The 12,417-nt window shown below is 64.8% G+C and carries 5 protein-coding genes; all 5 read left to right on the top strand.

Annotation, left to right across the window (positions count from 1 at the left end):
* Positions 1-3 precede the first annotated feature (3 nt).
* The 5 genes from LKD76_RS24710 (at position 4) to LKD76_RS24690 (ending at position 12,395) form a co-directional block, all read left to right on the top strand.
* Entirely contained in the window at positions 4-1,200 is a 1,197-nt protein-coding gene (locus tag LKD76_RS24710; protein WP_227983811.1) for a cytochrome P450, read from the top strand.
* An 11-nt stretch (positions 1,201-1,211) separates the two neighbouring features.
* On the top strand, positions 1,212-1,421 hold the full coding sequence (locus tag LKD76_RS24705) for an MbtH family protein (RefSeq protein ID WP_227983810.1): 210 nt from the start codon (positions 1,212-1,214) through the stop codon (positions 1,419-1,421).
* Between the two features lie 110 nt (positions 1,422-1,531).
* The gene (locus LKD76_RS24700) at positions 1,532-2,779 is read left to right on the top strand and encodes an aminoglycoside phosphotransferase family protein (RefSeq protein ID WP_227983809.1); all 1,248 of its coding nucleotides are present in this window, start codon (positions 1,532-1,534) and stop codon (positions 2,777-2,779) included.
* A gap of 130 nt (positions 2,780-2,909) precedes the next feature.
* Positions 2,910-10,730, top strand: a complete 7,821-nt coding sequence (locus LKD76_RS24695; RefSeq protein WP_308188574.1) for a non-ribosomal peptide synthetase — start codon at positions 2,910-2,912, stop codon at positions 10,728-10,730.
* A gap of 45 nt (positions 10,731-10,775) precedes the next feature.
* Entirely contained in the window at positions 10,776-12,395 is a 1,620-nt protein-coding gene (locus tag LKD76_RS24690) for a non-ribosomal peptide synthetase (protein ID WP_227983807.1), read from the top strand.
* Positions 12,396-12,417 lie beyond the last annotated feature (22 nt).

Here is a 12,417-nt window from a genome sequence, read left to right as displayed (position 1 = left end):
ACGATGTCTTCGATTGCTCCCGTGTCCGTCGACGCGATAGATCTCGGCGATCCCACGCTGTACGCGTCCGAGGCTCCCGAGCGGTTGTGGGCGGCGTTGCGTGCGCAGCGCCCGGTCCACTGGAACGTCAGGCCGGACGGAAGCGGTTTCTGGGCCATCACCCGGTTCCGGGACTCCATTCGAATAATGAAGGACGCGAAGGTTTTTCGATCCGAGCGCGGTATGCGCCTGGACGGTACTCCCGCCGCCACCGCCGCGGCCGCGGGCAAGCTACTGGTCGTGTCCGACGGTGCTCGGCATGCCAACATCCGGCGGGTCATCAGTGGGGCGTTCACGCCGCGTACGGTCGCGCGCCTGGAACACAACATGCGGGCCACTGTGCGGCAGGCGCTGGCGCCCGCCCTGTCCGGTGAACCGTGCGACTTCACCGACATTGCGGCGATGCTGCCGGTGGCGGTGGTCTGTGACCTGCTCGGTGTGCCGCAACAGGATTGGGGTTTCATGGCGGAGCGCACCCGCATCGCCTTCGGTGAGTCCAGTGCGACCGCGATGGAGCGCCTGGCCGCGCACGCGGACATCTTCGAGTACTACGAGGATCTCGTCGCGCGCCGTAGGCGAGAGCCGCAGGACGACGTGATCAGTTCGATGGTCGGTTGCCTGGTGGACGGCCGGCCGCTCTCCGACGAGGAGATATTCCTCAACTGTGACGGTTTGATCTCCGGTGGCAACGAGACGACGAGACACGCCGCGGTCGGTGGCGTGCTCGCCCTCGTCCAGGATCCGAGCCGGTGGGCGACGTGGCGCCGAGCCCAACCGGACCTCCTGGTCAATGAGATCCTCCGCTGGACCAGTCCGGCGTTACACGTGCTTCGGACCCCGGTCGAGGACGTGGAGATCGGCGGGCAGCGGATCCGTTCCGGTGAGCCTGTCACTGTCTGGATGCCGTCGGCCAACCGCGACGAGAGCGCCTTCGAGGATGCCACGCGATTCGATCCGAACCGGTCCCCGAACCCGCACATCGCGCTCGGCATAGGGCCGCACTATTGCCTGGGCGGTGCTCTCGCGCGTACGGAGCTGCGGGTGCTCTTCGAAGAACTGCTGGCCGGTGCGGCCGCGGTGGAATCGGCAGGGCCCATCCGTCGCCTGGTGTCGAACCTGATGTGGGGCTACGAATCGCTGCCGGTGGTATTCCGCGGCTGAAGGAGGAAAAAATGGAGAATCCCTTCGATCGTGAGGACGGCGAATTCCTCGTCCTCGTCAATACGGAGAACCAGCATTCGTTGTGGCCCACGACGAACGCCGTCCCGGCGGGCTGGGCCGTAGCTCACGGACCGGACGCCCGTGGACGGTGCCTCGACTATGTCGAGTCCCACTGGACCGACATGCGCCCGGCCGGTCTGTCTGCCTCCGGGGGTGCTTAGCATTGCCGAGGAGTGCGAGTCTCAGCATCGTCCCGGACGCCGGGCGCGGCGCGATCCTCATGCTGTCGTCGGAGGAGGGCTGGCGCCTACCATCGCACCCGAGCACAGTCGTGAACGAGGTCAACCAACGGATTCTGGAAGGCTGCGGCGTCGAAGTGACGGTGGCGGCCCGCTTCGGCGAAGTGCTGTACGACGACGGGCCGACATATGTTTTCCTGCACCACAACAACGGTTCGCGGGATACGCTGCCGAGCGGTGTCGGATGGGTGAGCCGGACGATGACCAACTCACTGACCTTCGCCGATGCCCGGCACGAGACGATTGTCGGGGAGTGGTTTCGGTGCGCCGGCGACGGCCTGGGCACTGTGTCCACCTGTGATTGGGTCCGGCCGGACTGGTTCGGCGAGGTGTCGGAATGGATTACCGCGGCGGCCGGCCGGCACGGCTACCAGCCCAGTGGTCCTATCGAGCAGATAGTCAGCTCGCCGCACTCCACCGTGCTTCGCACACCCACGAGTGGCGGTGATCTCTACTTCAAAGCAACCCCCGCGGTTTTCGCCCATGAGCCACGACTGTTGGAGTCGTTGGCCCGGCTCTTTCCCGAACGTCTGCCGGACGTGGTCGCGATCGACTCCGAGCGCGGCTGGAGTTTGACCAAGGATGTCGGGTCGTTCGTTCACCTCGAGCCCACGCTGGCGGACGTACCGCGGTATGAGGAGGTTGTCCGTGGTTACGCCGCTATGCAGAAGGAACTCGCGGGTGATGTGAACGCGCTGCTCGCGCTGGGGGTTCCGGATCGCAGGCCCGCGGCGTTGCTCGCGCTGCTGGACGAGATTCTGGAGGATGTGGACAGCCTGGTCTTCGATGGTGAGGAGTCGCTGACTCGGGAAGAGTACGACCGGATCGTGTCCTTCCGGCCGCGTTTCGCCGAACTGTGCGAGCGCATGGCGGAGTTCGGAACACCGAACACGTTGGTGGACATGGACTTCTGGCGTGGGAATATCGCGCTCACCCCCGGCCGGTGGGTGCTGCTCGACTGGGCCGAGGCTGTGGTGGGCAGCCCGATGCAGTCGATGGTGACGGTGCTGAACGAGTTCCGGGTCACGCAGGTGGCGAACAGGGACGAGCTGCATCGGAGATTACTCGGTGCGTACCTGGCCGAGTGGGCCGATTACGAATCGCCAGAACGGATTCGGGAAGCCTACGAGATCGCCCGGCCTGCCGCAGTGCTGTGCCGGACACAGTCTTGGCGCGCCGGCATCGCATCGCTGGCAACGCCGTATCGGCACCAGTACCTGCGCCGTGCGGTCGCGGTGAATTTGCGGAAATTGATCGAGTTCACCTCGACCACGCCGTAGCGCGGGTATAGCGGGAATTCTTCCCGACGACGGGGAGGCGCGTGGCTGTTCGGGGGCGCAGTCGAATTCGCGATTTCACGATCGGGATCGGGCCACCGGCCGAGGGATTCCCGCTGATCATAGTTTTTCAATGGGCCGACATTCATCGTCGCCACCGGGAACGGCCGCCGCTCCACACGTCATTCATGAGCTCGAGGAGAATCCGATGATTCCGTTGTCGTTCGCACAGCGCAGGTTGTGGTTTATGCACCAGTTCGGGGGTGCTTCGACGGCATACGTCATTCCCTTGGCGATCGAATTGTCGGGGACTTTGGATGCGGACGCGTTGCGGTGCGCGGTGAAAGATGTTGTGAATCGGCACGAAACGTTGCGGACCGTGATCGTGCAGGATGAGCATGGCGACGCCTTTCAACGGGTGCTGATGCCGGCCGAGGTATCGCTGGAGCTGCCCGTAGTGGACGTGCCCGCCGATGGCGTGGTCGCCGCACTGGCGGAACTGTGCGGACGCCGGTTCGATCTGAGTGCCGAGCCCGCACTGCGGGCATCGCTGCTGCGGTGTTCGGAGACCGAGCACGTGCTGATTATGGCGCTGCACCACATCGCCGCAGACGGATGGTCGATCCGGCCGCTGACCCATGATCTGTCCGAGGCCTACGCCGCGCGGTGTTCGCGGCGGGAGCCCCGATGGGATCCGCTGCCGGTGCAGTACTCGGATTACACCCTGTGGCAGCGGGAGTTGCTGGGCGATGACAGCGACCCGGACAGTGTGATTTCGACGCAGCTCGACTATTGGCGCGGCGAGCTTGCCGAGTTGTCACAGCCGACCCAATTGGCCACGGATCGGCCACGTCCGGCGGTGGCCGGTCGACAGGGAGCGGTGGTGCCGTTCTCGATCGACGGGCAGTTGCTCGGTGCCGTCGAGGAACTGGCGCGGAACCAGAACGTCACGGTCTCGATGGTGATGCAGACGGCGCTGGTGGTGCTCCTGTCGCGTCTGGGCGGCGGCGCAGATATCGCCGTGGGGTCGCCGATCGCGGGGCGAACCGACGAGGCGTTGACGGATCTCGTGGGATTCTTCGTCAATACCTGGGTGCTGCGAGTCGCACTCTCCGAGACGACCACATTCGCCGCACTGCTACAGCAGGTCCGGGGTAAGGCATTGGCCGCCTACGACAATCAGGATGCTCCATTCGAAAGGCTGGTGGAGCTACTGAATCCGGATCGGTCCGCGGCATACCATCCGCTTTTCCAGGTGGTCTTCGCATGGCAGAACTACCAACCGCCGGTCCTGGAACTTCCGGGACTGCGGGGAAGTGTCACACTCGGTGAGACCGGGACCGCGAAGTTCGATCTGGACTTCAGTCTGGTCGAAGTCGCGCAGTTGCCGGGGACATCGCAGCGCGGGGTCGAGGCCAAAATCGAGTATGCGACCGATCTTTTCGATCGCAGTACGGTCGAGGCGATGGCCGCCCGGTATCTGGGCATCCTGCGGGAAGTCGTCGCGGATCCGGCGATCCTCGTCGGTCGTACGAACGTTCTGCTGCCGGGCGAGTGGGAGCGGCTCGCCGAATGCGGGCGGGCGGAGACGCCGCCGCTGAATCAGGGTTCAGCGACATTGGATCGGTTGTTCGCCGAGCAAGTGGCGCTGTGTCCGGATGCAGTTGCGGTCGTGTGCGGTGACACGGCGTTGACGTATCGGGAGTTGGATGCGCGTTCATCGCGACTGGCAAGGGTTCTGGTGCGGTCCGGGGTGGCAGTCGATGATGTGGTGGCCGTCGCGTTGCCCCGAACGGCGGATCTGGTGACGGCGCTGGTAGCCGTAGTGAAAGCCGGCGCCGCGTACCTCCCGGTCGACACGAACTACGTGAGTGCGCGCGTGGAATCCATTCTGGCCGAGGCCGGGCCGATCCTGGTGGTGACCGACCACACGGTGCGTGGGTCGCTGCCGTTGTCCGGCCCCTCGTGCCTATCGCTCGATGAACTGGACTTGTCCGAGGACTCCGAGGAGGAGCCGGAAGCATTCGAGGCGGCCGCGGTCCGCCCGGACGGTCTCGCGTACGTGATCTACACCTCGGGCTCGACCGGCGTGCCGAAGGGCGTCGCTGTCACCCATGCCAATGCCGTGGCGCTGTTCGATGGGGTCGACCTGCGTCATCGGTACCGCGGCGACGATGTCTGGGCACTGTGTCACTCGGTGGCGTTCGATTTCTCGGTCTGGGAGATCTGGGGTCCGTTGCTGTCCGGCGGCAGGCTCGTAGTTGTTCCATGGGAAGCGGTCCTCGATCCGGTCGAATTGTGGAAACTAGTGGTCGATGCGCGGGTGACCGTTCTCAGCCAGACACCGTCCGCCTGCTACGAACTGGTGCGATGCGTGGACGGGGAGGACATCGCCCAGTCCGCGATCAGAGAAGTGCTCTTCGGTGGCGAGCCCCTCGACCCGGCCCGGTTGGGAGTGTGGACGAGCGGCTCGGATATCCGCCTGATCAACGGATACGGACCGACCGAAACGACGGTCTTCGCGACGTGGCACCCGCTCGCCGGCGACGAAGGTGCTTCGTCGGCGCCGATCGGTGTGCCGCTCGGTAATGAGCGGGCTTATGTGCTGAGCCCGGGGTTGTTGCCGGTACCGGTCGGTGTGGTGGGCGAGTTGTATATCGGCGGGCCGGGACTCGCGCGCGGGTATCGGGCGCGACGCGGTTTGACGGCGTCGCGGTTTGTGGCGGATCCGTTCGGTGTGTCGGGGGGTCGGTTGTATCGGACGGGTGATTTGGTGCGGTGGGGTGTTGATGGGGAGTTGCGGTTTGTGGGGCGTGTTGATGATCAGGTGAAGGTTCGGGGTTTTCGTATCGAGCCGGGTGAGGTGGAGGCGGCTTTGTTGTCTCATCCGTCGGTGTCGCAGGCGGTGGTGGTGGCTCGTGATGCGGCGGGGGTCGGCGCGCAGCTTGTTGCGTATGTGGTTGCCGGAGAAGACTGTTCGCCCCTGGATTCGGGGGTGTTGCGTCGTTTTGTGGGTGGGCGGTTGCCGGGGTTCATGGTGCCGTCGGTGGTGGTGGTGTTGGAGGAGTTTCCGTTGACGGTGAGTGGGAAGTTGGATCGGGGGGCGTTGCCGGATCCGGTGTTTGTGTCGGGGGTGGGGTTTCGGGCTCCGGGTGATGAGTTGGAGCGGGTGTTGGTGGGGTTGTTCGGTGAGGTGTTGGGGGTGTCGGGGGTTGGGGTGGATGACAGTTTTTTCGATTTGGGTGGGCAGTCGTTGTTGGTGACGCGGTTGGTGGGTCGGATTCGGTCGGTGTTGGGGGTGGAGGTTCCGATTGTTGTGGTGTTCGAGGCTCCGACGGTGGCGGAGTTGAAGGGCCGGTTGGATCGTGGTGTGCGTGTTCGTGGGGGTTTGACGGCGCGGCGGCGGCCGGATTGTGTTCCGTTGTCGTTTGCGCAGCGGCGGTTGTGGTTTCTGGATCGGTTGGATGTGCCTGCGGCGGTTTACAACATTCCGGTGGCTGTGGGTGTGTCGGGTGTGTTGGATGTGGTGGCGTTGCGGGCTGCGGTGGGTGATGTTGTCGATCGGCATGAGGCGTTGCGGACGGTGTTCCCGGAGGTTGATGGGGTGCCGGTGCAGCGGGTTGTTGCTGTGGGTGAGGTCGAGGTGCCGGTGTCGGTGGTTGAGGTGGCTGCCGGTGAGGTCGATGTGGTGTTGGCGGGGTTGGTGGATTATCGGTTCGATTTGGCGTCGGAGATTCCGGTGCGGCTGGATGTGTTGCGGTGTGGGCCGGCGGAGTGGGTGGTGGTGCTTCTGCTTCATCACATTGCGGGGGATGGTTGGTCGTTGGTGCCGTTGTTGCGGGATTTGTCGGTGGCGTATTCGGCGCGGCTGGTTGGTGATGCTGTGCGATGGTCGCCGTTGCCGGTGCAGTATGCGGATTACAGTTTGTGGCAGCAGGAGTTGCTGGGGGATCCGGGGGATCGGGATTCGTTGATTGCGCGGCAGTTCGATTATTGGCGGGCTGAGCTTTCGGGTCTGCCGGAGTTGTTGCGGTTGCCTGTGGATCGTCCTCGTCCGGCGGTGGCTTCTTATCGTGGTGATGTTGTGTCGTTCGAGATCGATGTGGAGACTCGGAGGCTGCTGGAGCGGTTGGCTCGCCGTGAGGATGTCACGGTGTCGATGGTGTTGCAGTCGGTGTTGGTGGTGTTGTTGCATCGGTTGGGTGCGGGGGAGGATATTCCGGTCGGTTCGCCGATTGCTGGTCGTACTGATGAGGCGTTGGCTGATCTGGTCGGGTTCTTCGTCAATACTTGGGTGTTGCGGGTTGCGGTGGATTCGGCGATGTCGTTTTCCGAGGTTCTGGCTCAGGTGAAGCGGAAGGCGTTGGCTGCTTATGTGAATCAGGATGCGCCGTTCGAGTTGTTGGTCGAGTTGCTCAATCCGGTGCGGTCGCCGGCGCATCATCCTTTGTTTCAGGTGATGTTGGCTTATCAGAATACGGTGATGCCGGATCTGGATTTCGATGGTTTGCGGGCGCGGTGGGTCGATACTCCGATTGCGACGTCGCGTTTCGATTTGTTTTTCAATATTGTCGAGCCGGGTGATCCGGCGGGGCCGGTTGCCGGGTTGGTCGAGTATGCGACGGATCTGTTCGATCGGGAAACGGTGCAGATGTTGGTGGCCCGGTTCTTGCGGGTGCTGGGGCATGTCGTGGCTGATCCGGGTGTTGTGGTGGGCCGGGTGGCTGTGCTCGATGAGGTCGAGCGGGAATTGGTGTTGTCCGGGTGGAACGACACGGCGATGGTGTTGGCGGACAAGACGATTCCGGAGTTGTTCGCCGAGCGGGTGCGGTCGGCGCCGGACGCGGTGGCGGTGGTGTGTGGCGAGGTATCACTCACCTACCAGCAACTCGATATCCGTTCGGATCGGCTTGCTCATGCGTTGGTGACGCATGGTATCGGTGCGGATTGTGTTGTGGCGGTGGCATTGCCACGGTCGGCCGCTTTCATCGTGGCGTTGCTGGCGGTGTCGAAAGCCGGCGGAGCGTATCTGCCGGTCGACCCGGGCTATCCGCGGGATCGACTGGAATTCATCCTCGACGACGCCGCGCCGGCGCTGGTGATCACCGACCGCGCGATCGCGAAGACGTTGCCCAGCACAGCTGTTCAGCAGGTGCTCATCGAAGAATGTCAGGGCATCGCTGCCCGCGACGACGTCGGTTCCGGGCTCGATGGGGCTGTTGCGTTGCATCCGGACAATGTGGCGTACGTGATCTACACCTCCGGCTCCACCGGAATCCCCAAGGGAGTCGCCGTCACCCACCGCAACGTGGTGTCGTTGGTCGAAGGCTCCGATCAATGGGCGAGCTTCGGCCGGGACGACGTGTGGGCATGGTGTCATTCACAGGCCTTCGACTTCTCGACCTGGGAGATCTGGTGTGCGCTGCTGCACGCGAGCAAGCTGATAGTCGTCCCTCGCGAAGTTGTCCGTTCACCCGATGAGCTCTGGCAGTTGGTGGTGGCCGAGAAGATAACAGTGCTCAACCAAACCCCCGCTGCCTTCTACGCGTTGACCGAAACGGTGACGGAGGCCGCCACCGACGAATCCGCGCTGCGAACGGTGATATTCGGCGGTGAAAGGCTGGACCCGGCCAGGCTGAGCAGTTGGCTCTCGGCTGCGCGGAGCGACGGACCCACATTGGTGAACATGTTCGGGATCACCGAGATCACGGTCCACGCAACACAACGTGAACTTGTCGCAGGCGATTGTGAAGTCGACGAGAGCCCGATCGGATCCCCGCTGGCGAACATGCGGTTGTATGTGTTGGGTGTGGGGTTGGAGCCGGTGGCTGTGGGGGTTGTGGGTGAGTTGTATGTGGCGGGTGTGCAGTTGGCTCGGGGGTATTGGGGTCGGGCTGGTTTGACGGCGTCGCGGTTTGTGGCGGATCCGTTCGGTGTGTCGGGGGGTCGGTTGTATCGGACGGGTGATTTGGTGCGGTGGGGTGTTGATGGGGAGTTGCGGTTTGTGGGGCGTGTTGATGATCAGGTGAAGGTTCGGGGTTTTCGTATCGAGCCGGGTGAGGTGGAGGCGGCTTTGTTGTCTCATCCGTCGGTGTCGCAGGCGGTGGTGGTGGCTCGTGATGCGGCGGGGGTCGGCGCGCAGCTTGTTGCGTATGTGGTTGCCGGAGAAGACTGTTCGCCCCTGGATTCGGGGGTGCTGCGTCGTTTTGTGGGTGGGCGGTTGCCGGAGTTCATGGTGCCGTCAGCGGTGGTCGTGCTGGAGGAGCTCCCGCTGACCGCGAATGGGAAGGTGGATCGCCGTGCGCTTCCTGAGCCGTGTCGGCCCGGAGCGGGCGAGGGCCACACCGCACCACGCACGGAGTTGGAGAGTGCCCTGTGTGCCCTGGTGACGGACGTTCTCGGCGCGAGCCGGGTGGGAATCGACGACAGCTTCTTCGACCTCGGCGGGCATTCGTTGTCTGCGGTCAGGCTGATCGGCCGGGTGCGCGATACGTTGGGTGTCGAACTCGGCGTCGGTGCGCTGTTCGACTCACCTACGGTTCGCGATCTCGCGCAGCGCGTGGATGATGCGCGGCGGACGGCGGGTTTTCGACCCCAGGACGGGCCGATCCCTGTCCGAGACGGTGTGGCGACGGCACTGTCGTTTGCGCAGCAGCGTTTATGGTACGTGGATCAGCTGGATCCGGGCGGGCCCGACTACGTGATGCCCTTCGCGCTCCGTATCCGCGGCACACTCGACCCGAAGGCATTCTCGGCCGCGTGTACGAAACTGGTGGAGCGGCACCAGACCCTACGCGCCAGGTTCGTGGTGGACGAGGACGGTGACCCCGTCCAGGTCGTCGATCCGGTATGGCAGGTCGATGTGCCGGTTGTCGACCTCAGCGACCGTGCCGATCCGGAAGAGCGTGAGCGTATGGCGCACGAGTGGTCGCGCCACGAGGCTGGACGAGGCTTCGACCTGGAGGCCGGGCGGCTGTTCCGGGTCACCATGCTCCGGATGGGCGAGGACGACCACCTCGTGGTTCTGTCGATGCACCACATCGCCGGTGACGGGTGGTCCATCGGAGTGCTGACGCGAGACCTGCGAGCGTGCTATGAAGCCGAGCTGACCGGTGGGCCCTCTGGACTACCCGAGCTGCCGGTTCGATATTCCGATTTCGCTGTGTGGCAACAGGAATCGATGACCGGTGCGGTGCTGGACGGCCTCGTGACCTACTGGCGTGAGCAGTTGGCCGGACTGACCGTGATGGAGCTGCCGACGGACAGGCCGCGGCTCGCGGAACGGACGGGGGCCGGTGACGCGGTGAGTTTCACCCTGGAGGCCGGCCTTGTCGAGCAACTGGGGACGGTGGCCGCGTCGGCGAACGCGACACTGTTCATGGTGTGCCTGGCCGCGCTGCAAACGGTGCTGTCGCAGTGGTCGGGTCACGACGATGTAGCCGTCGGTACACCGGTGGCCGGGCGTGATCGTCCCGAACTCGACGGTGTCGTCGGATGTTTCGTGAACATGCTGGTGCTGCGCACCGATATGACCGGGCAACCGACGTTCGAGGAATTGTTGTCGCGGGTTCGCCACTGTGCCGTGGACGCCTACGCCCATCAGATCCTGCCGTTCGAAGTACTGGTGCGGGAACTGGCGCCGACGCGGGTCCCCGGTCGTAACCCGCTGTTCGACGTGACGTTCGCGTGGCAGGACGCCGAGTGGGTCCGTGGAGACCTGCCGGGATTATCGGTCGAACCCGCCGACTTGGACACCGCAACCGTGAAATTCGACCTGTCGGTGCGTATGGCCGACCATGCCGACGGATCGGTGAGCGGCGAGATCGCCTACGCCACCGATCTTTTCGACGAATCCACCGTGTATCGGCTGGCGACCGCTCTGGTGCGGGCCCTGCGGTCGGCAGCGGCATTCCCCGAGCGGCCGGTCGGGCTGGTGACCGCGGACGGGCCGTAGGCCCGGGAGAAGTCGGAGGGGAACCGAGGCACAGAGGGGGAGTCGATGGAATCCGATACGAAAACGCGTGCGGTCGAGGACTCGACGCTGCACGAGCTGGTGCGGCGCAGAGCCGCTGCCGCCGCGGAATCCGAGGCGGTGGTCTGCGATGGTCGCCGGCTGACATATGCGGAGCTCGAGTCGCGGGCAAATCAGCTGGCGCACCATCTGATCGGGATGGGGGTGGGGCCGAATACGGTGGTCGGCGTCTGCCTGGGGCGCGGAGTGGACCTGATCGTGGCGCTCCTGGGTGTGCTCAAAGCCGGGGGTGCGTATGTGCCGATGGACCCGGATTACCCACAGCAGCGGCTGGCTTTCGTCGTAGGGGATGCGCGGGCGCCCGTGGTGGTCACCGACTCCGCGTCGGCGGCGCCATTGGCGGGAATCGATACCGTCCTGGTGCTGATGGACGGGGACCGGACGCTCATCGCGTCCGGCCCGCGGCACGACCCCGGCCTCCGCTGCGGAACGCGTGATCTTGCCTATGTCCTGTACACCTCCGGTTCCACCGGGGTGCCGAAGGGGGTGGCTGTCGAGCACCGTTCGGTCAGCGGCCGCATGCGGGACATGTGCGACCAGTACCGGCTGACAGCCGATGATGTGGTGTTGCAGTTCGCCTCCGTGGTCTTCGATGCCTCGGTGGAGCAGATCTTCACGTCGTTGACAGCCGGTGCGCGGTTGGTCATGCGGGGCACTGCCTGGAGTCCGGCATCCCTGGTCGACCTGATCCGAGACCAGCGGATCACCGTGGCGAATCTGACGCCGTCGGTCTGGGAGGAACTTCTCGGATGGCATGACCGCTCGGGCGGAACGGGCGCACAGCTGCGACTCATGATCCTCGGTGGTGAAGCCGTCTCGCCGCCATCGGCGACGCAGTGGAGCGACAGGGTCGGTGTACCGCTGTGCAATGCGTACGGGCCGACCGAAACGACCGTGACCGCAACGATGTTCGACATCGAAGGTCGCTGGGACGGTGGGGCGCTACCCATCGGACGTCCACTGGCGAATACCCGGGTGTACGTCGTGGACGGTGCCGGGAGTTTGGCGGCAGCGGGCACGGCGGGTGAGTTGTGGATCGGAGGTGGCGGTCTCGCGCGCGGGTATTGGCGTCGGCCGCGGTTGACCGCCGAGCGATTCGTGGCGGACCCGTTTTCCGGCGAGCCGGGAGCCAGGCTGTACCGGACCGGGGATCGGGCACGGTGGCGTTCCGATGGACACCTCGAGTTCCTGGGGCGGCTGGACGACCAGGTGAAGGTGCGTGGTCTGCGTATCGAACTCGGGGAGATCGAGGCGACGTTGGTCGCGCATAACGCCGTGACCTCGGCGGTGGTGGCGGTGCGCACCGGCGCACCGGGCGACCCGCGGCTGGTGGCCTACTGCGTCGCGGGACCGGGCCGCGAAGTAGGCCCGGATCAGCTGCGGGAGTGGTGCGCCGATCGTTTACCCGGCCACCACGTACCGAGTTGGTTCGTCCTGCTGGACTCGTTGCCTTTGACCCCGAGCGGAAAAGTTGATCGTCGGGCGCTGCCGGCGCCGCCGCACGAGCGCCGGGAGCCGGCTCACGCCGGCCCGAACACCTTGAATGCCCTACGCGCGGTGCTGAATACCCGCCGTCCGCGACCGTGACCCCTACAGGAAGGGACAACCT

It is taken from the genome of Nocardia spumae (assembly GCF_020733635.1).
In the GTDB taxonomy this organism is placed as follows: domain Bacteria; phylum Actinomycetota; class Actinomycetes; order Mycobacteriales; family Mycobacteriaceae; genus Nocardia; species Nocardia spumae.
The sequence above is the reverse complement of the archived record's forward strand: the minus strand, read 5'-3'. Positions and strand labels throughout refer to the sequence as shown.

What these genes read in the sequence shown, in the direction of transcription:
- LKD76_RS24690 (WP_227983807.1), top strand. Translation starts at nt 10,776, where the DNA reads ATGGAATCCGATACGAAAACGCGTGCGGTCGAGGACTCGACGCTGCAC.
- LKD76_RS24705 (WP_227983810.1), top strand. Translation starts at nt 1,212, where the DNA reads ATGGAGAATCCCTTCGATCGTGAGGACGGCGAATTCCTCGTCCTCGTC.
- LKD76_RS24710 (WP_227983811.1), top strand. Translation starts at nt 4, where the DNA reads ATGTCTTCGATTGCTCCCGTGTCCGTCGACGCGATAGATCTCGGCGAT.
- LKD76_RS24695 (WP_308188574.1), top strand. Translation starts at nt 2,910, where the DNA reads ATGGGCCGACATTCATCGTCGCCACCGGGAACGGCCGCCGCTCCACAC.